Origin of the sequence: Neolewinella xylanilytica, assembly GCF_002934605.1 — a bacterium.
Lineage (GTDB): Bacteria > Bacteroidota > Bacteroidia > Chitinophagales > Saprospiraceae > Neolewinella > Neolewinella xylanilytica.
The window spans coordinates 1,581,487-1,606,261 of sequence record NZ_PTJC01000006.1 but is presented as its reverse complement, the minus strand read 5'-3'; the positions used below and the strand labels follow the sequence as shown (position 1 = coordinate 1,606,261).

Here is a 24,775-nt window from a genome sequence, read left to right as displayed (position 1 = left end):
ATTAACTGCCCCCAGCCGGTATTTGTTTTATCGTTAAGGGAGCGGGCCATAGAAAGGCATTTAGCCGCGGTCGGGGCCGGTGGTTCCACCGGCGTAGTGTACCTTTGTGTCCCGTAATCCTTATATATGACCAAGTATATTTTCGTTACGGGCGGGGTGACTTCCTCCCTCGGCAAAGGCATTATTGCCGCTTCTCTCGCTAAGCTGTTGCAGGCCCGGGGGTTATCCGTTACGATTCAGAAATTCGATCCTTACCTCAACGTCGACCCGGGAACGCTGAATCCCTATGAGCACGGTGAGTGCTACGTGACTGACGACGGTGCCGAAACGGACCTCGACCTGGGGCACTACGAGCGTTTTTTGAATACGCCCACCAGCCAGGCGAATAACGTCACCACCGGACGAATTTACCAGAGCGTCATTGAAAAGGAGCGCCGTGGCGATTACCTGGGTAAAACCGTACAGGTGATTCCCCACGTCACCGACGAGATCAAGCGCCGCATCCAGTTGCTGGGTAACACCGGGGAGTACGACATCATCATTACGGAACTCGGAGGCACCGTCGGGGATATCGAAAGCCTCCCCTACCTGGAAAGCCTACGGCAGTTACGCTGGGAACTCGGGGTAGACAACTGCCTGACCGTGCACCTGACGCTGATTCCCTACCTCGCGGCGGCCAAGGAATTAAAAACCAAGCCGACCCAGCATAGCGTAAAGGAGTTGTTGCAGACGGGCATCCAGCCCGACATCCTCGTGGTGCGCACGGAGCACGAGATCGACGAATCCATTCGGCGCAAGCTGGCCCTGTTCTGCAACGTGGAAAAGAGCTGCATCGTAGAAGCCCTCGATGCCTCCACGATCTACGACGTTCCCCTGCACATGCTAAAGGAAGGCCTGGACGCGACGGTGATCAGCAAGCTGCGGCTACCGGATCGCAAAGCGCCGGACCTGCGCCGGTGGAAGGACTTCCTCGGCAAGTTAAAAAACAGTACCCACGAGGTCACCATCGGTCTGGTAGGTAAATACAACGAGCTGCAGGATGCCTACAAATCGATCTACGAGTCATTTATCCACGCCGGGGCGATCAATGAATGCAAGGTAAAGGTCGTACCCATCCATTCCGAGCAGCTGGAGGGGGAAGCCCATAACGTCGCGAAGTTCCTCAAGGATAAATTTGATGGCATCCTCGTAGCCCCTGGCTTCGGCGAGCGCGGGATCGAAGGAAAAATCGAAGCGGTACGCTACGTGCGGGAAAATAAGATTCCCTTCTTCGGCATCTGCCTCGGTATGCAGTGCGCCGTCGTGGAGTTCAGCCGTAACGTAGCCAACATTAAGGAAGCCGGTTCCTCCGAAGTGGACGAATTGTCCCAGGCTCCGGTAATCGACCTGATGGAGGAGCAGAAGAACATCGTTACAAAGGGGGGCACCATGCGGCTGGGCGCCTACGACTGCCGGTTACGCCCCGGCACCCGGGTGGCCGAAGCCTACGGCAAAACGGACATCAGCGAACGGCACCGCCACCGCTACGAATTTAACAATGCCTACCTGGAACAGCTGACGGAAGCGGGCCTGATCATTGCCGGGGTGAATCCGAAAACCGACCTCGTGGAAGTCATCGAGATTGAAGACCACCCCTACTTCGTGGGCGTCCAATACCACCCCGAGCTGAAGAGCACCGTGGAAAATCCTCACCCCCTGTTCGTATCCTTCGTCAAGGCTGCCCTGGAGCGAAAGATCCGGCTGGAACGGGAGTGAGGAATTTCCGATGGGCGAAGCTTACAGTCCGAAAGCCGCTTTCACGCGGTCCACGTAGTCGAGCTTCTCCCAGGTGAAGGTTTCCACGGTCATGGTCTTGGTTTCTCCCGATCCGTTGCGGAAGGTGAGTTCCTTGGTTTCGCTCTGGCGGCCCATGTGGCCGTAGGCGGCCGTTTCCAGGTAAATCGGATTACGGAGCTTGAGGCGCTGTTCGATGGCGTATGGACGCATGTCGAACAGGCTGGCCACCTTCTCGGCAATTTTGGCATCGGAGATGCCGACCTTCGAGGTGCCGTAGGTATTGACGTAGATGTTGGTCGGTTTAGCTACCCCGATGGCGTAGCTGACCTGCACCAGCACCTCTCTCGCCACGCCGGCCGCCACCAGGTTCTTGGCGATGTGGCGGGTAGCGTAGGCCGCTGACCGGTCCACCTTACTCGGATCCTTTCCGCTGAAGGCACCACCACCGTGGGCACCCTTACCCCCGTAGGTATCCACGATGATCTTGCGGCCGGTGAGGCCGGCGTCGCCGTGGGGACCACCGATGACGAATTTACCGGTCGGGTTAACGTGGTAGGTGATGGTATCGGTGAAGAGCTTGCGCAATTCCGGGCGCAGTTGGTCGCGTACCGCCGGGATAATGTAGTCGATCACGTCCTGCTTGATCGTAGCCAGCATCACCTCGTCTTCTCCGAAGGGGTCATGTTGGGTGGATACCACGATGCTGTCGATGCGGATCGGCCGGTGGTCGTCGTCATACTCGATGGTGACCTGTGACTTCGCGTCGGGGCGCAGGTACGTCATCCGTTCGTTGCTCCTGCGCACCGTCGCCAATTCCTTCAGTATCCGGTGGCTTAGGTCGAGGGCCAGGGGCATGAAGTTCTCCGTTTCGTCGGTGGCGTATCCGAACATCATGCCCTGGTCGCCGGCACCCTGGTCTTCGGCCGAGGTACGCTCCACGCCCTGGTTGATGTCCGGCGATTGCTCGTGAATCGCCGACAGCACCCCACAGCTGTTGGCCTCAAACATGTATTCCGACTTCGTATAGCCGATGCGGCGAATGACGTCACGCGCCAGATCCTGTACGTCCAGGTAAGTAGCCGATTTTACTTCTCCGGCCAGGACCACCTGCCCCGTGGTTACCAGGGTTTCGCACGCCACCTTCGAATTGGGGTCGAAGGCTAAAAAGTGGTCGACGAGGTTGTCGCTGATCTGGTCGGAAATTTTGTCGGGATGGCCTTCCGATACGGACTCGGAAGTAAAAAGATAGGGCATGAAATGAATTTTGCGATAAGGGGCGCAAGGTATGTATTTTGTACAACGTGGGTGGCAACGGCGCGGCCGCCGCCTTCTTAGGTAACCGAACCGCAGGATTGAGCGTCCGCACCTACCCTTTTTGTTTCCTCCACCCAAGATTCAGCCCGAGCAACCGAACACCGCGACGGCGAAAGGACTGTACCTTGCAACAACAAAATCTTCCGGTTTGCCTACCCTCTACCCCTTTTCGGGAATCATTCAGCACTACTCCTGGGGCGGATTCGAATTCCTGCCCGCCTTGCTGCAACGCGAAAACAGGGAAAAAACACCCTGGGCCGAGCTTTGGATGGGCGCCCATCCAAAAGGTCCGGGTAAGCTGCGGGGCGACGCAGGAGACCTGGGTCAACTGATCGATTCCGCGCCGGAGCGGATTCTCGGCCCGGCGGTGGCCGAACGCTTCGCGGGACGTCTTCCCTTTCTCTTTAAGGTGCTGGACGTCCGGGAAATGCTCTCCATCCAGGTCCACCCTACGAAAGCAGCCGCCGAAAAGGGCTTTGCCGCGGAGGAGGCGAACGGACCTGACCGGGATGCGAACGACCGTAATTACCGCGACGACAACCACAAACCGGAGCTGGGGGTAGCCCTGACCGATTTTTACCTGCTGCACGGTTTTCGTTCCCGAGACCAGATTCAACGGACGCTCACTTCCGTACCCGGTTGGAAAGAACTTATCCCCATTCTCGAACGTGACGATGTAACCGGCTTATACGCCCACGTCATGAACGCCGACCAGGACACCGTGGACCGCCTGCTGCGTCCGCTCCACCACCGGTTACCGGACAGCCAGCCGGAAAAGAGCGAGGCCGCGTTCTGGGCGAAACGGGCCTATGAGCAATATACCACGGATGGCCACTTCGACCGAGGTATTTTCTCCGTCTACTGGTTCAACCTGGTCCACCTACGACCCGGAGAAGGCATCTTCCAGGCGGCTGGCATTCCGCACGCTTACCTGGAAGGGGCTTGCCTGGAGCTGATGGCCAACAGCGATAACGTGTTGCGTGGCGGCCTCACGCCAAAGCACATCGACGTTCCCGAGCTGATGAAGCATACCCGCTTCGAGGAAGTGGTCCCGGAAAAACTTCGTCCCCGGCAAGGGGTCGACGGTTGGAACCGCTACCCTACTCCCGCCCCCGACTTCGAGTTGTCGTTTCGCGACATTGCCAAAAAGGAAAAAGTCGCCATAGCCGCTTCGGACGGCCCGGCAATACTGCTGCTGATGGAAGGAGAGCTCACCACGGCCGACGGCCTGACCATATCGAAAACCGACCGTACCGTCTTCTTGGCAGCCGGAGCGGAAGTGGTGCTGGAAGCAACGGAAACCAGCCGGGTCTTCCTGGCCCAAGTGGGCCGGTAACCAGGTAAAAAGAAAGGCCCGCCGTAACCGGCAGGCCTTCTCAACACAGGGAAATATCTACTCTGGTCACACGGATGTTAACGCAATAGCGTCACATCGCCAGTAAATAGCTGGCTGCTTCCGTCGATAAACTCGACTTCGGCCGCCCAGATATAGACACTTTGCTCTACGGGCCTTCCGGCCACTGTTCCGTCCCACCCTTCTCCGCTACTGGAGGCTTGGCAATCTTGGCATTCGTACACGACCGCACCGTAGCGCGAAATCACGCGTAGGTATTTCACCCGTTCCACGGTGTGGCTTTTCACCTCGAATCCAAAGCGGTCGTTGTAGCCGTCGCCGTTCGGACTGAAAATGTTCGGCACGAACACGCGCTCTTCGTAATCCTTATTGACTATCACGCGAATCGAATCCGAGGCGGTACAGCCGTTGGTATCGGTAAGGTGGATGGTATAAAATCCGTCGTTGATCGGTAGCGCGGTAGTGAAGGGCGAAAACCGGTTGTAGATGCTGTCGCCCGTCCAGGCAAGCTCCGTAATGTTGCGGGGGGGCGTGATGTGTACGTCGAGGTCGAGCTCGTCGCCCAATTCTACGATGGTCCGGGCTGATTCCGTCTGGATCTTTGCCTCGAATCCGGTCTGTACGGCTACCACGGCACTGCTGTCGCGGGAGCAACCGTTTGCCGAGGTGGCACGCAGTTTGAGGGTATACTTTCCCGCTTTGCTGTAGGGCTGATCGATGGGGGACTGGGACACTAAGCCGTTGCCGTAATCGATCGTCCATCCGGTCTGCGGGGCCCGGAGATCAAGGCCGAACAGGGCGTCTTCGCACACCGATGCGGGCGTCGTGACATCCCAGGCGGGACCGTCGTAATCGCCGATGGTGAGGTCCAGGCTATCGACGGCCGAACAGCCGTTACGGCTCACCGCTTTAGCGTACACGCGGTAGGTACCGGTATTGGCGTATCTGTGGGTGTCGCTGAAGCGGCTCGACCCCGTTCCGTCGCCAAAGTCCCAGGTATAGCTATGCGGTTTTTGGGCTGCCGTGGATTGGAAGATCATTTCCCGGCCGACGCAGTTGGCCTCTGCGGCCGTCACGTCGAAGGAGGCGTCCGGAGAAGGTCTCACCGTTACGTTTCGCCGGAAGGTGTCGATACCACACAATTGGGCGGCCAGCGAGATCTTGAAGGTCCGATCCTTGTCCGTCTGATACCTGTGCGTCAGCGTTTCTAGGTCATCGATGTACTGTGGGCTGCTGCCGTCACCCCAATCCACAAAGGTGAGGGCGCCGGGAGTGGAGGCGTTAGTAAGTTCGATGGCACCGGAGGAACACACGTTGTCGTAGGCCAGTCCGAAGGCCGCTTCGGTGGTAATCGGCAGCACGTGAACGGTATCGTACGCTACCTCATCGGGGCAGCTGGTATTTGAACCTTCCAGTCTTATGGGATAGCTCAGCACGGTAGTTCCGAAGTTTTGCAGGACCAGGCTTCGGGGTAGCTGCGTTTGTTGGCGTCCGTCCGGAAAGGTGACCCGGTAATTGTGGGCATTCACGGAGGTGTTTGCTAGGAACACCGTATCGTCGGAACAAATGGTGTTGTTGTCGTTGAGGACACTGAAGGAGACCCGGAAGCGCTGGGGAAGGGCTACACCGAAGGTATCTTCGGAGACGTAGCAGGCGTTTTCCACGGCAATCTTGACGCCGAGTACTTCCGGGGCAAGCGGCCGGAGCAATTCCAGGTGGGGGGTCGAGTCAGCGCTGAAATCGAGATTGGAAAATTTCCAATCGTAGGTTACTCCGGGATGGTGTATACCGGCGGCGAAGTCGATTTGCAGCGAATCACAGGACGTACTGTCCATCACGAACCCATGGTCGATAACCGGCGGCATGATTACCTCAATCACTTTCCGCAAGGTGTCGCTGCAACCTCCCCCGGGGAAGGCTACTACCTGCTGGAGGGTATAAACACCCGCCGTGGCGAAAACGAATTTTGCTTTTTCCCTTCCGCACGCCTGTTGGCCGGTCTCGAGAACACTGAAGCAAAGGCTCCGGGCGGTTGACCGGCTCTCGACGAAGAGCGGATCCAAGCCGGCATAGATACTGCCCAGGGCACCGGGGGCGCAACTGTCACCGAGCACGACGAAATCGGCGCGCGGATATTCCTGGACGGTAATGCTGACGGTATCTTCTCCCCCGCAGTACGTCAAGCTGGAAAACGCGATGCGGTAGGTACCTACACTAAGTCCATCGGAGTAAAAAACCCCGTCTTTGACCCCGGTGCCGGAATAGGTGCCGGGCTGTCCGCCCGCCAGGTCAACGGTGTCACCCTGGCAGATGGTTGGATCGATGCCATTGTAGACTTCCTGGGGGATAACGTAGATGGATACCTCGTATGCTGCTCCGCAACTGTCTATCACCGTGAGCGGCGTCGTACCGGCTACCGCGGATGGGTCGAAAATGTTGTTGACCACCCCGTTGCCGGTAATGCGGCTCACGTTTTCCGCCGGGACGATGTAATCCAGCAGATTGATGGCGGGATCGACCGTGCAGAGGGTATCGATGGAGCTAAAATCGATCTGCAGGCGGGCGCCGTCGCGGACGCGAACGTCGACCGGAATATCGTAACGCTCTCCACAGGCATCGAAGCCCGAAGCCATCAGTAGGTATTCATCGTCGGTGTCGAAGGTGACGGTCGGGCAGGCTGCATTGGGGTCGCTGAAGTGCACTCCAGGCTTGTTGGCGCTCCAACTGATGCTTTCCGGCGTGGGGGTATAATTCAGGTATTCACAGAGCTGCAAGACATATCCCGTACAGGTGATGATTTCTTCTGGCATGTCGATCTGCTGGCCGCGCTGGGTTTCTACCGTGATGGTCTTTTTCACTCCGGAGCAAACGCCATTGCTGGCTTCCACGGTGATGGTGCGCAGGCCTGCTTTATCGTTACTGATGTTGATCACCGGATTGGGAGCCGATGCATCGCTGAAGGTCACACCCGGAGAGGTGGTGCTCCACTGGTACTTATTGGCGTACTTATACTGATTATTGGGAATGATCTGAATGTCGTCATTACATAGCTGGGTGGAATCCAGCGTGTACGAGACCGTTACCACCGGAGAGGCATCAATCGTGAAACCCTGGTTTCGGCGGTACACGGCGCACCCCTTGAAGGTTTCTACTTCGATCGCGACCGTATGGGTTCCCGGGGTGTCGAAGACGTGGCGGAGGCTGGGGTTCGTAGCCCCGTCCACCATGACGCCGTCGACGTACCACTGAAAGGATTCGGCCAACTCTTCGGAGCAAAGCTTGGCGTTAAAGTTTACCTCGAAGGGGGCTTCGACGCATTTTACGTCGCTATAGGTGATTTCGTTGATCGGGTTGGGTACGACGCGAAAATCGTAGGTACCCTTCTGATTGTCGCCGCGTTCGTCGACGCAGTCTTCGCGCACGACCGTGAGGGCGCCGGAGTATTCGTAGTACAGTGCACCCGCCCGCGGTGGCGCCGGTTTACCGGGTGGTGACTGGCAATTAAACAGAAATCGCTTTTCCACGGTGACGGTGTTGACCACCCCGAGGTAAACGGTATCGGTTCCATCCGGAAAATTTACCCGGTAGGTACCGGGGTCGCCGTTGTTGTAAATTTTAAAACTTACGGTCACGAATCCATCCGAGTCCGCGCAGAACGTACTGGTGGGCGGTAGCAGGAAGGGTTCGTCTTGTCCACAACTGGTTTGGCCGCTCAGGTCGAGCGTAGTTAAACCTAGTGTTATCAGGAGCAAAAGCTTGGTAAAGTTGGACATGCAGAAACTATACGTTTCAGCCAATCCTGTCGGGTCCGATCGTAAGAAATATCAAATTTCCCCACGTACCGATAAGCGGCAGCGTGATAAATTCCGGGGGCTGTGACCATCCCGGCAAGGAATTTTTTCTTTCGAGAGACGCTGGCAATGAATTGACCAGGAGATAAATAATCCAAAATCAACGACCCGTTCGGGGCCGATAAGACAACACGTCGGGGGCTTCACCCCGACCTACTAACATATCGCCTCCACGGCAGCAGATATTGCCATTTACCTTTAAACTTTAACAATGACCGCGTGGCCAACGACCCTCTTCCCGGTAAAGCGGTCGCAACGCTGACTCAGTAGCGAGAGAAGGCGTGGAATAGCCGTTCGGGGAGTTCCCCGGCACTACTGGCGGCAACGTAATCGGCGTAACTGCAAGAGACCAGGCGGTTGCGCACCTCCCCCGTCGCCTTGTCGATGGGCACCTGAACCCACCAGCGGTCGCTACGGGGTGACCGCCAGAATACGAAGCGATCGTTAACCTTGCTGTCGACCACGTATTCGACGAGTCCGGTGGCGGTAGTCGGAAAATCGGCATGCCGCCGACTGACTCCGTGCAGGAAGTACCAGATGAGCTGGGCGTAAGCGGCCGCGGTCAGGCGATCCGGTTGGTTCTGGCCAATGGGTTGCGCGCCATATATCCCGAAGGAAGCGAGCCGATCGCTGTTCCCGGCGTAGTAGGCGAGTTGACCGGCTTCCTGCAGGGAAAATCCGGACGGGGCGATTTCCGATTGGCTCGGAGCCTCCGCGGCTAAAACGGCATTGATATTCAGGACGGTCAGGTCGACATCCCGGATGGCGGGCTCCAGATCTCTGAGGTCGGACCGGCTTTTACCCAGGGGATATCGCTCAAAATGCCTGCTCAGAAACAGGAGGTCGAGCCGGGGATCGGAGAGATGGCGTTGATCGCCAAGGTGGGCGAGGTGAAAGGCGGGAGAGTTGGTCCGGTGAACGGCCCGGTCTAAAAATCGCCGATCGCCTTCCGCAGCGGCTTCGTAACTCAGTCGCAGCTTGCTGTCGATACTGCATATCCCCACTTCCCGATTCACTTCTGCGAAGGCCAGGTACTGGGCTTCCGCCAGGAGGGGGGAAGCGCCAATCAGCACAGGAAGGATGCCGGATACGTAAAGTTCCTTCAGAAGGGGGATGGCGAAATCGACGGAGGGTTTTCGCAAATTTCCGAGATCGGCAACCTGCAGGTCCCCGTGATCCCAGAAGTGCCCGTAGAGACAGTCCCGCACCTGATCCGCCCACGCCGGGTGCATCCCGATGATGGCGACTTTGGCTTCCGATTTAGCGGTCTGGAGCAGGTGATAGCCAAACGATTCCGGGGCGTGGCCGGGTTGGGGGAGATAATCGGACTGTAACCAGGGAGCGTACATAAGTGAATTGGCGCTCAAAGGTAAAGATTGTAGGGGCTTTTCTAAACAAGCAGTACCTTTACCCTATATAAACTGGATCAGAGACCCATCTATCCGCTAACAAACTTGCTAGAATCACTTTCATGAACTTCTTGAGATCATCCATTACCGGCCTGCTGCTTTGCTTGTGCGGAGCAACTTTTGCGCAGGGTACCCCGCTCTCCGACGCTGACACCACTTATACTGTAGAGTCGACCTCCCAAACCATTGAAATGAAGCGCGACCAGCCTACCATGCTGGAGTTGGGTATCTCGCCTTACGCTTCGACCATGTCAAGCGACGTCGACGCCAAGTTTGGATATGGTGTGGGTATTCACGCGCGTAAATCGCTGGATCACTTATTCTCGCTCCGCCTCGACGCGCTATACGCTAAATCAAAGGGCGATGCCGAATTTGACGCGGGTGATGGCAACCGTCGTTTCGAGGCAGACTGGATCGGCGGTACCGCCTTCGGTGTAGTCACCCTGAATAACTTCCTGCTGAAGGGTGACACCCGTAATTGGAACGTCTTCCTTATGGCCGGTGCCGGCTTCAATTTCGTGAGCACCGAATTTCAGTGCAATGATGAAGCTTCGCGCTTCGGCTGCTCCGGCGACAACCAAACCTGGCAGGAGGGCAGAAACGGCATGATCGATAGTGAATTCCGCACCAACGCCGCCGCCGGTGGAGGTGTCAGCTACCGCATCAACGAAAAAATCAATATCGGACTGGAATACCAGGCCCTTATCCCCCTCGGCAACCGCGCCGACCTCATGGACGGCTACAGCGCCAGCACTTTCCGTGACGTACTCAATGTTTTCGGCCTCGCCGTTAATTTCAATATCGGCAACTCCTCCACCCGCGCCGAACCCCGCTACTGGACCAACGCCTTCAGCCCGCTGAAGGAAGATATCAGCAACCTGAACCGCCGCGTGGATGCCGCTACTACCGACTCGGACGGTGACGGCATCGTCGATTCCGTCGACCAGGAGCCCGACACCCCCGCCGACGTTCCCGTCGACAGCCGCGGCCGCACGCTGGACAGCGACAAAGACGGTGTGCCCGACTACCGGGACCTGGAACCCTTCTTCCCCCCCCGGGAAGGTGAGCAGATCAACGCCGACGGTGTCGTCATCGAGCGGATGGACCGCGGACTGACCGAAGACGAAGTGACTTCCATCGTCGACGACCGGATCGAACGCGTTATCGAACGTGACGGCATCATGAACGCCACCACCATGGTGAACTCTCCCAACGGTGCTATCTACCTGCCGATGCTATATTTCCCGCTGAACGCTTCCGAAATCGCCTACGATGACTACGGAATGTTGGCCAGCGTTGCCCGAGTACTGCAGGCGAACCCTGCCATGCGGGTCATCGTACGGGGCTACACGGACCGGGTCGGTAATCCCGAGTTCAACCAGAAGCTCAGCTATATGCGGGCTTACAACGTCATTCGTCACCTGGTGTCCGAACACAACATCGGCCGGGAGCGGCTGATCCTGCAATACCGGGGCGAAGACGAAGCAATCGTGCCCCTGGACCGCAGCCGCACCAACCGCCGCGTTGAATTCCTAACCGGCCAGGGCGATGCCACGGAAGACCCCGCCCCCGAAGGAGTTGACGTTCCGGAGATCCAAAACAACATGATGGACGGCGACGGAAACTAAGCACCGTCGGTCAGCAATCATTAAAGCCCCCCGGAATCCGTTTCCGGGGGGCTTTTTTACGCAAGAAAAAAGCCCCGGGGATTTTCCCCAGGGCTTGAAATTCGCTCTGAAAATCAACTCGATATACTACTGTGATCCACCTGCGGGAATAAACGTGGCCTAACGTCTAAATTTCCGTGCATTTTCATCCTGGTCCATGCTACGCACTCTGCTCCCCGCCCTTTTATCGCTCTTCCTAACTACAGCCCTTCAAGCCCAATTCGAACCGGATCTAAGCGGGATATGGACGGGCACCCTGTATCAGAATGAAGGAGGTATAGCCGACCGCTTCGATTTATATTTCGACCTGGAGCAGATCGGGCCCGTAGTCAAGGGGAAAGCTTACGTGCAGCTCGGAGACCTGCACGCCGAAATGCGGCTGAGCGGTTACCAAACCGGCTCCGGCAGTTGGCGAATCACGGAAAGTGAAATCCTCCGCAATAACAAGGCCGGTTTGGAGGTATCTTGGTGTATGAAAGATTATGAGCTGCGCCTGGCGTACCGCGACGGGAACTTGGTGCTGAACGGACCCTGGTGGGGCAGCAGCGAATACGGCCGCTGCATACCGGGTTCCATTACGCTACGCCGCGAAGCCAAAGTAGCTTCATTCCTGCTCCGCGGCGAGCACCCCGTTGATATCCAGCCGCATGGCCAGATCCATTACGGTTACTACGCCCTCCACGGGCGCCTCCCGATCAGGAGCGATGAGCATACTGTAACCGGTGCCGGCGCGGCCGGATAGTTGACTTTCCAGCTCGCTCGCACTGATGCGAAGATCGTTGTAATACAGGCTACCCTCCGCGTCAATGCGTACCTCATCCAATTGACGGGCATCGGGGCTGGCGGGTGTATCGCTGCGACCGGGGAGCTTGAGGTTCAGCGCGTTCGGTGCTACCACCGTAGAGGTGAGCATGAAAAAGATCAGCAAGAGGAAGATGATGTCGGTCAGGGAAGACATATTGAATTCCGCGCTGACTTTCGATCTTTTCCGGAGTGCCATAATTTCGATAGTTTATCCCCGCCGGGGCTGGGTGGCAATGATGGCGCGGGCACGCCGTTGGGCCGCGAGGTTCATGACCGGGGTGATCCGGCTGAAGGGTACGCCCGTTTCGGCTACGATGGTGACCGTGGCCGAAGCCTGGTCGTTCACCTCCTCCAGGGCGTCACCGAGCGCCCGTAGCATGACGCTTTCGCTCACTTCGATGTTGTTCACCCGGATTGCTCCGGACTTTTCCAGTTCCACCACGATGTTGGTGGGAGCTACGGTCTGACTATCGGACTCGGGGAGGTCGAAGGGCCGAATTTGCACGAAGTTAGAGGTCAGCATGAAGAAAATGAGCAATAGAAAGATAATGTCCGTAAGGGAGGACATATTGAATTGCGCATTCGCTTTGTTCGCTCGTTTAAGGCCCATAGTTTGTTGGCTTGGCTGCGGGAGCCGTTAGTCGGAGCTCCCTACCCGGGTTCCTGGAGGAGATCCATGAATTCGGTGGTCGAGCGCTCCATCTTATAGACTACCCGTTCGACCTGAGCTACGAGCAGGTTGTATCCGACGAAGGCCAGGATACCGATAAACAGCCCCGCTGCGGTAGTCAGCAGCGCGGAATAAATACCGCCGGCTAGCACGTCGGGGGTAATGTTTTGGGCATTCGACATTTCGTAGAAAGCATCGATCATACCGGTAACGGTCCCGAAAAAACCGATCATGGGAGCGGCGCCGGCAATACTGGCCAGGGTGCTGAGCCCCCTTTCCAGGCGAAACACCTCCAGGTTGCCGACGTTTTCGACGGCGGCGTCGATGTCGCGGAGGGGCCGGCCGATCCGTTGCAGTCCCTTATCCACCATCCGGGCTACCGGGCTATCGGTGGTGGTACAAAGCGCACGGGCGTTGGCCATGTTACCGGAGGAGATCTCTCTGCGGATCCGCTCCATGAACCCCTCGTCGTCGGACCCGGCCGCCTTGATGGTGATGTACCGCTCGGAGAAGATGTAGAGCGCGATGACGAAGAGCAACAGCAAAATACCCACAATGACGAGGGTAAGCAGGCCCGACTCGAGCAAAACGTCCATCAGGCTTTCACTTTCGATGGCCGGTTCTACCGGGTCGAGGTTGATTTCGCCCTGAGCTTGGAGGAGTAATAGGAAGTTAGAAAGATACATGCGGTAGCTTTTGCGCCTGCTTAACGTTATCCGACGGGGTGATATGTCGGAGCGGCGGGCACAAATGTAAAAAAATAAGTAGGTGCGCCACCGGAAGTTCCCCCCAACCGGAATCCGCTACAGCGGGGTATCTTTGCAGCTTAAACCCGTTGTATGCGTCTAACTTTGTGTGCCTTACTTATATTGTTCCTCCTGCCATCCTGTGAAAATAACGGTCGCGGCGGGTATGGTGAGCTGGACCTGACCGCCTACAGCATCCCCGTTACGATCCAGGCCCCCGACAGCGCTACCGTCCAATCGCAATCGCTCTCGGGAGTGATCGACGACGTGCTCATAAAAAGCCCGGCCGACCGCTATGCCGTCCAGGTACTGGCCAGCGACGCCGCCACCAACGACATGGCCCGTCTGAAAGCCGATCAGCTGGAATTGGTGCGAGACAACCGCTATTTCGCGCGCGTGGTGGAAGAGGAACCCCAGGGCTTCATCTTCGAGAATAAGATCGACACCACCTCCGTTTATGGCTTTCGCTACATCATTTACCGCGGCGACCGGGAAATCGTTTTTCAAAACAGTTTCGACGGGGTATTTACCCTTCCGGAGATTGAAAGCATGTACGCCAGCGTCAAACCCCAGGAAACCAAGTAGATGAATCTCTCCCTAATTTTAAAGGGCATGGCCATGGGCGTAGCCGAGGCGATCCCCGGCGTAAGCGGTGGCACCATCGCCTTCATCACCGGCATCTACGAACGCCTGCTGGCCGCGATCGGCGGCCTGCTCAGTACGAAGGTCATTAGCGCCTACCGCCGGGGCGGAGTGAAGGAAGCCTGGAAGGAAGCCGACGGCACTTTCCTGGTATCGCTGGGCGGCGGAATGGTGGTTGGCTTAGGCGTGGCCGTCGTAGCCATCACCTCGCTGCTCGAAAACTACCCCCCCGTGGTGTGGGCCTTCTTCTTCGGCCTTATCGTTAGCTCAGCCATTTATGTAGGCCGGCAGATCACGGAATGGAGCGTCTGGAGTATCCTGCTGCTGGTAACCGGAGCGGTGATTGCCTACGCCCTCACGACCATCAATCCCCTGGCGGGAAGTACCGCTCCCCTCCTCGTATTCTTCTCGGGTATGGTGGCCATCTCCGCCCTGATCCTCCCGGGCATTTCCGGGAGCTTTATCCTGGTATTGCTGGGCATGTACACCGTGGTGTTCGGAGCGCTGCGTGGGGTAGTGGAAGGCCAACCCGGTGCCCTGCTAACCGTGGCTTGCTTTGCGGCGGGCTGCCTCATCGGCCTGGCGGCATTCGCCCGGCTGCTGACCTGGACCTTCAAAACCTACCCCAATCGGACCTTCGCCATCCTCACGGGCTTCATGCTCGGCTCCCTGAATAAGCTTTGGCCCTGGCGCAACGCGCTGACCACCCGCACCGACAGCAGCGGCCACGAAGTAGCCGTACTGGAAGAGAACGTCCTGCCGGAAGCCTATACCGGTCTCGACCAGATCGCCGACAGCCCCTACGTTGTCGCTACCCTGCTGGCGCTGGTAGTCGGACTCGCCATCGTATTCCTGCTCGAAGCTACCGCCGTAGACCAAAAGGAGGAACTCGAGATAGCGGAAGAAGAACTCCTCGACGACCAAGCCCGCTAATGCATGCCGACCTTCGCCCTAATTGGTTACCCCCTTACCCATTCCTTTAGCCAACGGTACTTCACCGACAAGTTCGCGGCGATGGGACTATCGGATACCCACCGCTACCTGAACTTCGAAGTAGCGGACGTAGCGGAATTCGCCCAACGACGGGCAGCTCACCCCGATTTGCTCGGCTGCAACGTCACGATTCCGCACAAGCAAGCCATTCTGCCGCTGCTGGATGAGGTCGACAGCGTAGCCAGGCGGATCGGGGCGGTCAATACCATCCGGATTTCCGAGGGCCGGACTACCGGTTTCAATACCGATTACCTCGGGTTTCGTGACGACCTGCTGGCCCAGCTCCGGGCACAGGGGCGCAGCACCGAGCTGCGGGGTACCTCGGCCCTGGTACTGGGCACGGGTGGCGCCGCTCTGGCCGTCCGGGAAGCCCTGCTCGACCTGGGGATGAACTCCCAATGGGTGAGCCGACGGGGGGGTGCGGACCGCATTACGTACGCGGCCATCGACCAGACCGTCCTGAACCGCCACCAGGTGATCATCAATACGACTCCCCTGGGTATGCATCCCGACACTCAGGCCGCCCCGCCCCTACCCTATCACTTGCTCGGATCCGGGCATTTCTGCTACGACCTGATTTATAACCCGGCCGAAACCCGCTTCCTGCAACTCGCCCGGCAGCGGGGGGCCGGCGCCGCCAACGGCCTGGGCATGTTACACCTCCAGGCGGAAGCGTCCTGGAAAATCTGGAACCCGGAATAATTGCGATCTTACCGCGGTCAATCATGTAATCGCCGTGCGCTACCTCATCTTTTTATTCCTGTTTTGCCCCGGGGGGCTGCTGTTGGCTCAGGACCTGGAATTATTCGAACTGTTTACCGACCACGCGTTGCTCCAGCGCAACGTCGCCCATCCGATCTGGGGCCGGGCCAGGCCGAATCGTACCGTTCGAATTATCCTGGACGGGGAATCCGTTAAAACGAAAACCAACCGGGACGGACGGTGGCAAGCTGAATTGCCTTCCCGGGACGCAGGCGGTCCGTATGTCCTATCGGTAACGGATGGCCGATCCACCGTCGAAATATCCGACGTGTATTTCGGAGACGTCTACCTGCTTTCCGGCCAGTCGAACATGGAATGGCGGCTGGCGCAGTCCGACCCCGACAGCTCCCGCGCCAAGGCCATTGCCGATCCGCTGATCCGGCAAACTTTGATCGCCAAAACCGGTTCGGGTAGTCCGCAAACGGAGATCCAACTGGACGAAGAATGGAAACCGGGCACCACCGACGAAATTGCCGACTTTAGTGCCGTCGGTGGCTATTTCGCCCACTACCTCCGCGAATCCGGCGTAGACATTCCCATCGGGCTGGTGCATTCGAGCTGGGGCGGCAGTCGCATCGAACCCTGGATCCCCGCCGCTTGGCAGGAAGCAGACGCCCAGGCATCCATGGAGGAAATAGAAAAAGAAATGGATGGGCGCCGCGCGCGGGTGCAAAGCTTCTACCAAGCCGAATTCGGGGACGGTTTCCCTCCGGTCTCGGAAGACCAGCCCAATCTGGCGTACTTGTCCGACACCGAACCGCAAGCCGACTGGGGCGTAACCACCCTACCCGGGCTTTGGGAGACCCGGGGCTACGCGGACGTAGACGGCGTGTTTTACTACCGCAAGCGTTTCACCCTCAACGACGCTCAAATCGCCGGTGCCGCTGAATTGCACCTCGGGCCCATCGACGACAACGACATTACTTACCTCAACGGGAACCGCGTAGGGGCAACCAATCTCTACTCCCAGGACCGGATTTACCGGGTTCCCCGCGACCTACTTCGTCTGGGCGAAAACGTGCTCACCGTACGGGTGGACGATACCGGCGGCGGGGGCGGCTTTCACGGCCACCCCGATAGTCTTTACCTCGGTACGGCCGCCGGACGGGTGCCCCTCGCCGGCGACTTCGCCTACCGAATCGCCGCCTTTCGGATCAACAGCAACAGCCGTGCCAATCAGACCCCGACGTTACTCTACAACGCGATGATCGCTCCGCTCCGGGAATGGCCGCTGACGGGCGTCCTGTGGTACCAGGGGGAGAGCAACGCCGGGGAAACGGACGCGTCTAGCTACGCCGCACAAACAGAAGCACTCGTCGAGAGTTGGCGCGAACAGTTTTCCAACGACAGCCTACCCTTCTATTGGGTACAACTAGCCAACTTCATGGCAGCACCCGTCGAGCCCGACGCACCGGGCTGGGCCCTGCTGAGGGCGCAACAGACTGCAGCCCTATCTATCCCAAATTCAGGACAGGCAATCATTACGGACATTGGGGAGGCGGACGATATACACCCCAAGAATAAGTGGGAGGTGGGCCGCCGTTTGTCGCTGCACGCTAGAAAGCATATTTACGGGCAGCAGGTGCAAGCCAGTAGCCCGGTGGCCCGAAACATCCGCCTGGAGGATGGCGCCGCACTAATTGACTTCGATCAGGTCGGCGAGGGCCTGACGTTGAAGATGGCGGAAGGAGACCGCTACCCCATCGTCCGCTCCCTGAGCGTACGGGATACGGCCGGCGAGTGGCATTGGGCGGTTGGCCTGCTGACGGAGGAAACGAATGCCTTACGCGTCCTGAACCCCGCCGGTACGGGGATCACTGCCGTTCGCTACGCCTGGTTCAACAATCCGGACGACGCGAACCTATTTAGCAAGGGCGGTCTGCCGGTGACGCCCTTTGAACTTCACGTGGACTGAGGCCCATAGCCCGGTCCATTGTCGTAGATTGCCCCCTTGAAACTAGGTACGTCATACCGCAGCATCCTTAGGGTCAGCTTTCCCATCATCATCGGCAGTGCGGCCCAGAACGTGGTGGCGATGACCGATTCGGTGTTCTTGTATTACCGCAGCGAGGACGACTTCGCTGCGATTGGCTTCGTGTCCGCGTTTTACATCATCGTCGCCGCCATCGGTTTCGGATTCAGCCGCGGCGGGCAAATCCTTATTGCCCACTACGCCGGTAAGGGGGACAAGGTGGCGGTAGGAAGGTCCTTTTACAGCACCGTCTACTTCGAATTCGTACTGGCCCTGGCGCTATTCTTCTTCATGACCTACGGCGCGTACTGGCTGTTTGCGCTATTCGTGGATTCGGACGTCATTTTTTACAAATCGCTGGAATATCTGGAAACCCGCAAGTGGGGCGTCTTTGCCAGTTACCTCGGCGTGGCCTGCCTGGGGTTGTATACCGGCATCGCCCGGCCTGGATTCATTATCGTCGATACCATCATCCTGGCCGTCACCAACATTTTTCTGGACCGCGCGCTGATCTTCGGCATGTACGGATTCCCGGAAATGGGCATTGCCGGGGCCGGCTTGGCGAGTACTATCGCGGAATACGTTGCCCTGTTTGTTTTCCTCATCTATATGGTTTTCGACCGCAAAAACCGGAAATACGCCATCGGAAAACTTCCGAAATGGGATCGCAAACTGATTTGGGAAATCATCGGGTTGTCGGTACCCATCGTGGCGATGTCGGCCGTCGGTCTAGGGAGTGCCTTCTTCTTCTTCGGGCTGGTCGAAAACTTCGGTGAACGCCAGCTGGCGGTTACCAATATCGTGCGGATCGCCTACCTCATACTCAGTATTCCCGCCTGGGGGTTCTGCACGGGCATCAATACCCTGGTCAGTTACTTCGTAGGCAAGGGGCAGCCCCACAATGTGAAGGTAGTACTCTGGAAAACAGCTTACATGTGTCTCGGCATAACCTTACTGATGGGGCTGCCGCTCGTGATCGGGCCACGCACCGTGCTGTATCCGATTCTGGGAGACGAGCGGGCCTACCTCATCGAGATGGCCTACCCGATCTTTTGGGTGTTGCTGGGCATTCTCACCACCTTCAGTTTCGGAAGCATATTTTTCAACGGACTGATCGGGGCGGGAGAAACCAAGAAAGCCCTAATATACCAGACCCTCTGCGCCGTGGTCTACATGGCGCTGATCTTCATTGTAGTCCGCAGTGGCTGGGGCAACCTGACCCTCGCCTGGAGCGTGGAAATCGCTTACTGGGTGCTGATGTTCGCCCTGAGTTACCGCTACTTTATCCGGCCGCGCTGGGACATGTATCCCGAGCACATGGCGTCCGGAAAATCCCCCTGATTCGTTAGCCTTCCAGCGCTGCGGCACCGCCAACGATCTCGAGGATTTCGTTGGTGATGGCTTCCTGGCGCGCCTTGTTGTAGCTGATGCGGAGGTCGCGTAATAGCTCTTGAGCATTTTCGGTGGCCTTATCCATGGCGGTCATCCGCGCTCCGTGCTCACTGGCCTGGGTATCTAGCAGAGCTGCCTGAAATTTGGTTTCCAGGATACTGGGGACCAGGTAGGCCAACAGCTCTTCCTTACCGGGCTCGAAGATGTAATCGGCGCGGTAGCGACTATGCTTGGAGGTGTCCGTTTCGACCTCATCCGACAGGAGTTCTTCCACCGGCAGGTACTGCTCGCTGATGGCGTTTTGTACGGCGGCGTTGCGGAAGCGTGCGTAGGCCAGATACACTCGATCATAGCGTTCCGACTTGAAACGGCTCATGATAAGCTGGGGCACTTCCTTGGTGTTGTCGAAACTGAGGTCATCGAATAGGTTCTGGAAATCGGTGACCACCTTCACGTCCGACCGCTTACCGTAGTGCTTGCGAAAGTATTCCGCCCCCTTGCGTCCGATACAGATGATATCGAGCGGACCATCAAAGGTGCCGAGCTCCCGGATGGAAGCTTCGGCGGCCTTAATGATGTTGGTGTTGAAGGCCCCGGCCAGTCCGCGGTTGGACGTAACCACGATCACGCAGGCGCCCGTTACCGGACGGACCTTGTTGAAGATCGTATCGGCATCCCCCTCCAGGTTAGTGAGAATGTTGCGCAGCATCTCGTCGAGCTTGTCCGCATAGGGACGCAGTTCAGTGATGGCTTGCTGTGCCCGCCGCAGTTTGGCCGCGGAGACCATCTTCATAGCACTCGTGATCTGCTGGGTATTCTTTACCGAGCCGATGCGTTCGCGTACTTCCTTGAGGTTTGCCATGGGGTCTTGTTGGGGGGGGGGAGTTACTTCTTAAACTGGGGAGTCAGCTCCTTAGCGAGCGATTCGATCTTCTGCAGATCCTCGTCCTGGTACTTCCGTGCGCGGATGTTTTCCAGTACTTCGGGGTACTTGCGGCCGAGTTCGCCGAGGAAGAGGTGCTCGAATTCCTTCACCCGGTCGACGGGAACCTCCCGCATGAGGTTCTTCGTACCCAGATAAATGATGGCCACCTGCTTTTCGACCGGCACGGGGCTGTATTGCGGCTGCTTGAGGATTTCCACGTTGCGCTGTCCTTTGTCCAGGATGGCCATTGTCGACGGATCGAGGTCGGAACCGAACTTGGAGAAGGCCTCCAGTTCCCGGTAGGAAGCCTGGTCGAGCTTCAGCGTACCGGATACTTTCTTCATCGGCTTGATCTGTGCCGAACCTCCTACCCGGGATACGGATACCCCGACGTTAATGGCCGGACGGATGCCGTTGTTGAACAGGCTGGATTCGAGGAAGATCTGACCGTCCGTAATCGAGATTACGTTGGTAGGAATGTACGCCGAAACGTCACCGGCCTGGGTTTCGATGATCGGCAGGGCCGTCAACGAACCGCCACCCTTGACGATGCCGGCATCCACCAGACTCTGGGGAAGGTCGTTCATGCTCTGGGCGATAGCGTCGTCGTTGATCACCTTCGCGGCGCGCTCCAAGAGGCGGCTGTGGAGGTAAAAGACGTCACCGGGGTAAGCCTCACGGCCCGGCGGGCGGCGCAGCAGCAGGGATACTTCCCGGTAAGCGACGGCCTGCTTGGAGAGGTCATCGTAAATGATCAAAGCGGGGCGTCCCGTATCCCGGAAGTACTCGCCGATGGCGGCTCCCGCGAAGGGTGCGTAGAACTGGAGGGGCGCGGGCTCAGCGGCCGAAGCGGCTACGATGATGGAATAGTCCATGGCGCCGTTATCTTCCAGCGTCTTGGCAACCTGGGCTACGGTGGAGGCCTTCTGTCCGCAGGCAACGTAGATGCAGTAGACCGGTTCACCCCGCTCGAAGAATTCCCGTTGATTCAGGATGGTATCGATGGCGATGGCCGACTTTCCGGTCTGGCGGTCACCGATAATCAGCTCCCGCTGGCCACGACCGATCGGGATCATGGCATCGATGGCCTTGACACCGGTCTGAAGGGGCTCGTTTACCGGCTGGCGGTAGATAACGCCCGGAGCCTTACGCTCCAGTGGCATATTGTAGGTGGTGCCGGGGATGTCTCCCTTTCCGTCGATCGGCTGACCGAGGGCGTTGACCACGCGACCGACCATGCCTTCACCAACATTGATGGAGGCGATCCGTCCGGTACGGGAAACGCGGCTACCCTCGTGGATCCCCGTGGCGCCGCCCATGAGTACGACACCTACGTTGTCTTCTTCCAGGTTCAGCACGATGGCCTCGGTACCGGTCTCGAAGGTTACGAGCTCACCGGCCTGGGCGTTACTTAGCCCGTACACGCGGGCGATACCGTCTCCGACCTGCAAAACGGTACCGTACTCCTCGAGCTCGGTAGCCGTATCGAATCCGGAAAGCTGCTGCTTCAGGATTGCGGAGATTTCGTCAGGTTTTACGTCAGCCATGATTGATAGATCTTATTAATTTCGGTGACCCGCCAGCGGGCGAGCTTAGATTATGATACCGGAGTACGGTAAGCTACTACTCCGTGATTTGATTTACGTAAAGATTGGGTTTGCGCAGCTCGTCTTTCATATTCTTGAGCTTATGGGATACGCTCGCGTCATAGACCTTCCCGTCAAACTCGAGAATGAATCCGCCGATGAGATCCGGGTTAATTTGGGTCTGCAAATCGATGGTGGCCTCGGTCTTACCACTGGCCACGAGTTGCCGCTTCACGGCCGCCAGGGTATCGGCCGTGAGGGGAGCCGCGCTGGTCATTTTGACCGTGGAGATATGCTTGATGGTTTTGTACTGGGAAATAAATTCCCGCAGGATACCCAGCATATCAACCTCCCGGCCTTTATCGATCAACAACTTGACGTAAAGCCGGGTCAACTGCTGGGCGTTCGCCTTGTCGAGCAATTGGGTAAGGACGGCCTGTTTCTTGCTGGGGTTGACGACCGGGCTACTCAGCAACAGCGCGAAATCGCGGTTCTTTCCCATTGCCAGCAGCGTATCTACGTCGGCCTTGATCACCTCGAGCTGGTCCCGTTCCTGGGCGAGCTCGATTAAGGACTGGGCGTAGCGGGAGGCTACTCTGGAGTTGGTCATGCGGTGCTTAGTTTAGGTCGCGAACCAGTTCACGGACAAAAGCCTCCTGGTTGGCATCGCTCTTAAGGTCCTTCTGGAGGATCCGTTCGGCAATTTCGATGGCCATGCTACCTACCTCTTTCTTGAGGTCGACCATGGCGGCCTTGCGCATGTTATCGATGTCGCGACGGGCGTCGCTGGCCACCTTCTGGGCGGCTTCCCGGGCTTCGTTTTTGGCCTCGGCGATCATTTCCTTACGTTGCTTCTCGGCGTCGGTGATGATGCGGGTCCGTTCTTCGCGGGCCTCGATGAGGAGGCGCTGATTCTCGTCGGCCTGGGCCAGCATTTCGGCCCGCGCACGCTGGGCTTCGTCAATGCTGCGCTGGATTTCCTCGTCGCGCCGGCGCAGCGCACGCTGGATGGGTTTCCAGGCAAGCTTGCCGAGAATGGCGTACAGGACAAGGAAGATCAGTACCGTCCAGAAGATCAGACCGATGTCCGGTTTGATTACGTTGAAGTCGACAAGAAAGAGCGTAGACATAGTTGACATTAGTAAGTCATGCTAATATGGCGAAGGAAAAACAAGCCGGTAACGCTGCCAAGCGCAGTTCGCTACCGGCTTTGTGGTGTGCTTCGGACGCAACCGCTACTAGAGCAGCTTGTCCAGAAGACCTACAATGATCGCGAACAGCGCGGCACCTTCGACGAAGGCGGCGGTAAGGATCATAGCACTACGGATATCGGCGGCGGCTTCGGGCTGGCGGGCGATACTTTCGGTTGCTTTGCTTCCGATAAGTCCGATTCCGATTCCAGCGGCGAGGGCGGCGATACCTGCTCCAAGAGCTCCCATGTTGAAGTATTTAAATGGGTAAAGAAAATTCTTGTGATTCGTTGGTTAGTTGGCCGGGGTGTGCATGCCGGTTACGGCGCCTCCCATGGCACCGCCTTCGGCTATTTTTTCCTCCCCGTGGTGGCCCAGCTCGTCGTGGTGATGGGCATCCTCCACCGCGGCACCGATGTAGGTAGCCGACAAGATGGCAAAAATGAACGCCTGCACGAAGGCCACCAGCAGCTCGATACAGTTCATGAACAGGGTGAAGGCCACGCTGACCACGGCGCCCGCTCCGGCCCCGTAGACGTTTTCACCGTTGTTACCGAAGATGAAGATCAGGCTGATCAGGCTCAGGATGATGATGTGGCCCGCCGTAATATTGGCGAACAAACGCACCATAAGCGAGAATGGCTTGATCACCAGACCGAGGACCTCCACTACCGTCATCAGCGGTTTAACGGCGGTGGGCACCCCGGGCATCCACAAGGTATGGCCCCAGAAGTGGGCGTTACCGTGTACGTAAGCCACCACCGCGGAGATGACCGCTAGGGCCATGGTTACCGCGATGTTACCGGTCACGTTGGCGGATCCGGGGAAAATAGGTACCAGCCCGAGCAGGTTACAGAAGAGCACGAAAAAGAAGATCGTCATGATGAAGGGCTGAAAGCGCTCGTAGTGCTTTGTCCCGATCATCGGAATGGTGATCTCGTCGCGGAGAAACACGAAGAAGGGCTCCATCAGGCTCTGAATGCCGCTCGGTGCTTTCCCCTCGTTCTTCTTGTATCCCCGGGCCACCGCTCCCCAAAGCCAAATCAGCGCCAAGGACGCTAGGATCATGGTGAAGACGTTCTTGGTGATGCTGAAATCATAGAAGCTGGTGATGCCCCCGCCGAGCAACCCACCGTCACCAACGGAGGGTGCGTCCAGGAGATACCGCTCGCCCCCGATCAGCGCGTAGTACATGTCGCGGGTCTTTCCGTCCACTTCCGCGGTGGTATGCGCGATACATTCTACTTCCTGGTGACCTTCCATCAGGGCCGCCGGAGCGTCCGCCAGGCGGTTGATGCGGCCGTGGTTCATGACGTAACCGTCTACGGCCGTCTGCCCGTGGTGGAAAGAGCTGCTCAGATCTACCGTCAACCCTTCCCCGGGTGCATACAGGATGACCGGTAAGGGAATGCTGATGTCTCCGATGATGTGGAATTCGTTCGCGTCGGCGATGTGGTGCAGGATAACCCCGGCCGGGTCGTAATCGTCGTGCCCCCCGCACTCGATCTCCGGACTGTGGTGGTCCGCCGCCGCTCCGTGATCGTCAACCGCCTGCGCCGAAACGAAGGTGAAAGCAGTGCTGAAAAGTAAGAGCAGGGACAGGCGTACGCTGGACGTCATAAGTTGGGGGGTTTAGTCATCCCTCAAATGAGCCGCAAAGGTAAGCAATAACTCAGACCTGTGGTAGTCGTTGCTTCACTTTCTACCATCAACGGCCCAAGT

20 protein-coding genes are annotated in these 24,775 nt (G+C 57.9%); 8 read left to right on the top strand and 12 right to left on the bottom strand.

Features of this window, described 5'->3' with window-relative positions; genetic code table 11:
* Positions 1 to 126 precede the first annotated feature (126 nt).
* Positions 127 to 1,755 carry a CTP synthase gene (locus CLV84_RS15885; protein ID WP_104420748.1) on the top strand — a complete coding sequence of 543 codons (1,629 nt, stop codon included), beginning with the start codon at positions 127 to 129 and terminating at the stop codon, positions 1,753 to 1,755.
* Positions 1,756 to 1,776: 21 nt separating this feature from the next.
* Here the strand turns inward: CLV84_RS15885 and metK are convergent, their stop codons facing one another.
* A complete protein-coding gene (gene metK / locus CLV84_RS15880) occupies positions 1,777 to 3,030 on the bottom strand; it encodes a methionine adenosyltransferase (RefSeq protein ID WP_104420747.1) in 1,254 nt (417 codons plus the stop codon).
* A 208-nt stretch (positions 3,031 to 3,238) separates the two neighbouring features.
* On the opposite strand from metK, the gene manA reads away from it, so the two are divergent.
* Entirely contained in the window at positions 3,239 to 4,426 is a 1,188-nt protein-coding gene (manA, locus tag CLV84_RS15875) for a mannose-6-phosphate isomerase, class I (RefSeq protein ID WP_170067733.1), read from the top strand.
* A gap of 77 nt (positions 4,427 to 4,503) precedes the next feature.
* Here the strand turns inward: manA and CLV84_RS15870 are convergent, their stop codons facing one another.
* Positions 4,504 to 8,217 carry a PKD domain-containing protein gene (locus CLV84_RS15870; RefSeq protein ID WP_104420745.1) on the bottom strand — a complete coding sequence of 1,238 codons (3,714 nt, stop codon included), beginning with the start codon at positions 8,215 to 8,217 and terminating at the stop codon, positions 4,504 to 4,506.
* Positions 8,218 to 8,558: 341 nt separating this feature from the next.
* Entirely contained in the window at positions 8,559 to 9,662 is a 1,104-nt protein-coding gene (locus tag CLV84_RS15865; protein WP_146088831.1) for an arginase family protein, read from the bottom strand.
* Positions 9,663 to 9,766: 104 nt separating this feature from the next.
* On the opposite strand from CLV84_RS15865, the gene CLV84_RS15860 reads away from it, so the two are divergent.
* Complete coding sequence (locus tag CLV84_RS15860) at positions 9,767 to 11,332, top strand: OmpA family protein (protein WP_104420743.1); 1,566 nt, start codon at positions 9,767 to 9,769, stop codon at positions 11,330 to 11,332.
* Positions 11,333 to 11,975: 643 nt separating this feature from the next.
* Here CLV84_RS15860 and CLV84_RS15855 read toward each other — a convergent pair.
* From CLV84_RS15855 to CLV84_RS15845, 3 genes are read right to left on the bottom strand one after another with little or no spacing between them, the layout of a single operon-like run.
* A complete protein-coding gene (locus CLV84_RS15855) occupies positions 11,976 to 12,371 on the bottom strand; it encodes an ExbD/TolR family protein (RefSeq protein ID WP_104420742.1) in 396 nt (131 codons plus the stop codon).
* 12 nt (positions 12,372 to 12,383) lie between these two features.
* Positions 12,384 to 12,785, bottom strand: coding sequence for an ExbD/TolR family protein (locus tag CLV84_RS15850; RefSeq protein ID WP_104420741.1), 402 nt, complete (start codon positions 12,783 to 12,785; stop codon positions 12,384 to 12,386).
* A gap of 41 nt (positions 12,786 to 12,826) precedes the next feature.
* Entirely contained in the window at positions 12,827 to 13,531 is a 705-nt protein-coding gene (locus tag CLV84_RS15845) for a MotA/TolQ/ExbB proton channel family protein (RefSeq protein ID WP_104420740.1), read from the bottom strand.
* Between the two features lie 153 nt (positions 13,532 to 13,684).
* Here CLV84_RS15845 and CLV84_RS15840 point away from each other — a divergent pair, with 153 nt between their 5' ends.
* The 5 genes from CLV84_RS15840 to CLV84_RS15820 are packed head-to-tail and all read left to right on the top strand — an operon-like array spanning position 13,685 to position 19,301.
* Positions 13,685 to 14,176, top strand: a complete 492-nt coding sequence (locus CLV84_RS15840) for a hypothetical protein (RefSeq protein WP_146088830.1) — start codon at positions 13,685 to 13,687, stop codon at positions 14,174 to 14,176.
* A complete protein-coding gene (locus CLV84_RS15835) occupies positions 14,177 to 15,166 on the top strand; it encodes a DUF368 domain-containing protein (protein WP_104420738.1) in 990 nt (329 codons plus the stop codon).
* A 3-nt stretch (positions 15,167 to 15,169) separates the two neighbouring features.
* Positions 15,170 to 15,928 (top strand): shikimate dehydrogenase family protein, encoded by a 759-nt coding sequence (locus CLV84_RS15830; RefSeq protein WP_104420737.1) that lies wholly within the window; start codon positions 15,170 to 15,172, stop codon positions 15,926 to 15,928.
* Between the two features lie 34 nt (positions 15,929 to 15,962).
* Positions 15,963 to 17,903, top strand: a complete 1,941-nt coding sequence (locus CLV84_RS15825) for a sialate O-acetylesterase (protein WP_104420736.1) — start codon at positions 15,963 to 15,965, stop codon at positions 17,901 to 17,903.
* Positions 17,904 to 17,939: 36 nt separating this feature from the next.
* Positions 17,940 to 19,301, top strand: coding sequence for an MATE family efflux transporter (locus CLV84_RS15820; protein WP_104420735.1), 1,362 nt, complete (start codon positions 17,940 to 17,942; stop codon positions 19,299 to 19,301).
* A 4-nt stretch (positions 19,302 to 19,305) separates the two neighbouring features.
* Here CLV84_RS15820 and atpG read toward each other — a convergent pair whose 3' ends face one another.
* The 6 genes from atpG to atpB form a co-directional block, all read right to left on the bottom strand.
* Positions 19,306 to 20,214 (bottom strand): ATP synthase F1 subunit gamma, encoded by a 909-nt coding sequence (gene atpG, locus CLV84_RS15815; RefSeq protein WP_104420734.1) that lies wholly within the window; start codon positions 20,212 to 20,214, stop codon positions 19,306 to 19,308.
* A 23-nt stretch (positions 20,215 to 20,237) separates the two neighbouring features.
* Entirely contained in the window at positions 20,238 to 21,824 is a 1,587-nt protein-coding gene (atpA, locus tag CLV84_RS15810; RefSeq protein WP_104420733.1) for a F0F1 ATP synthase subunit alpha, read from the bottom strand.
* Between the two features lie 76 nt (positions 21,825 to 21,900).
* Positions 21,901 to 22,473 (bottom strand): ATP synthase F1 subunit delta, encoded by a 573-nt coding sequence (gene atpH / locus CLV84_RS15805; protein WP_104420732.1) that lies wholly within the window; start codon positions 22,471 to 22,473, stop codon positions 21,901 to 21,903.
* A gap of 7 nt (positions 22,474 to 22,480) precedes the next feature.
* The gene (gene atpF / locus CLV84_RS15800) at positions 22,481 to 22,993 is read right to left on the bottom strand and encodes a F0F1 ATP synthase subunit B (RefSeq protein WP_104420731.1); all 513 of its coding nucleotides are present in this window, start codon (positions 22,991 to 22,993) and stop codon (positions 22,481 to 22,483) included.
* Positions 22,994 to 23,101: 108 nt separating this feature from the next.
* Positions 23,102 to 23,302, bottom strand: coding sequence for an ATP synthase F0 subunit C (gene atpE, locus CLV84_RS15795; protein ID WP_104420730.1), 201 nt, complete (start codon positions 23,300 to 23,302; stop codon positions 23,102 to 23,104).
* 45 nt (positions 23,303 to 23,347) lie between these two features.
* Complete coding sequence (gene atpB, locus CLV84_RS15790; RefSeq protein WP_104420729.1) at positions 23,348 to 24,673, bottom strand: F0F1 ATP synthase subunit A; 1,326 nt, start codon at positions 24,671 to 24,673, stop codon at positions 23,348 to 23,350.
* Positions 24,674 to 24,775: the final 102 nt, after the last annotated feature.

Bases quoted from the DNA above. Each gene is read 5' to 3' on its own strand.
- CLV84_RS15860 (WP_104420743.1), top strand. From the start codon at position 9,767: ATGAACTTCTTGAGATCATCCATTACCGGCCTGCTGCTTTGCTTGTGC.
- CLV84_RS15840 (WP_146088830.1), top strand. From the start codon at position 13,685: ATGCGTCTAACTTTGTGTGCCTTACTTATATTGTTCCTCCTGCCATCC.
- metK (WP_104420747.1), bottom strand. From the start codon at position 3,030: ATGCCCTATCTTTTTACTTCCGAGTCCGTATCGGAAGGCCATCCCGAC.
- CLV84_RS15835 (WP_104420738.1), top strand. From the start codon at position 14,177: ATGAATCTCTCCCTAATTTTAAAGGGCATGGCCATGGGCGTAGCCGAG.
- atpH (WP_104420732.1), bottom strand. From the start codon at position 22,473: ATGACCAACTCCAGAGTAGCCTCCCGCTACGCCCAGTCCTTAATCGAG.
- CLV84_RS15850 (WP_104420741.1), bottom strand. From the start codon at position 12,785: ATGGGCCTTAAACGAGCGAACAAAGCGAATGCGCAATTCAATATGTCC.
- CLV84_RS15830 (WP_104420737.1), top strand. From the start codon at position 15,170: ATGCCGACCTTCGCCCTAATTGGTTACCCCCTTACCCATTCCTTTAGC.
- atpB (WP_104420729.1), bottom strand. From the start codon at position 24,673: ATGACGTCCAGCGTACGCCTGTCCCTGCTCTTACTTTTCAGCACTGCT.
- atpG (WP_104420734.1), bottom strand. From the start codon at position 20,214: ATGGCAAACCTCAAGGAAGTACGCGAACGCATCGGCTCGGTAAAGAAT.
- CLV84_RS15845 (WP_104420740.1), bottom strand. From the start codon at position 13,531: ATGTATCTTTCTAACTTCCTATTACTCCTCCAAGCTCAGGGCGAAATC.
- CLV84_RS15870 (WP_104420745.1), bottom strand. From the start codon at position 8,217: ATGTCCAACTTTACCAAGCTTTTGCTCCTGATAACACTAGGTTTAACT.
- CLV84_RS15855 (WP_104420742.1), bottom strand. From the start codon at position 12,371: ATGGCACTCCGGAAAAGATCGAAAGTCAGCGCGGAATTCAATATGTCT.
- CLV84_RS15885 (WP_104420748.1), top strand. From the start codon at position 127: ATGACCAAGTATATTTTCGTTACGGGCGGGGTGACTTCCTCCCTCGGC.
- atpA (WP_104420733.1), bottom strand. From the start codon at position 21,824: ATGGCTGACGTAAAACCTGACGAAATCTCCGCAATCCTGAAGCAGCAG.
- atpE (WP_104420730.1), bottom strand. From the start codon at position 23,302: ATGGGAGCTCTTGGAGCAGGTATCGCCGCCCTCGCCGCTGGAATCGGA.
- atpF (WP_104420731.1), bottom strand. From the start codon at position 22,993: ATGTCTACGCTCTTTCTTGTCGACTTCAACGTAATCAAACCGGACATC.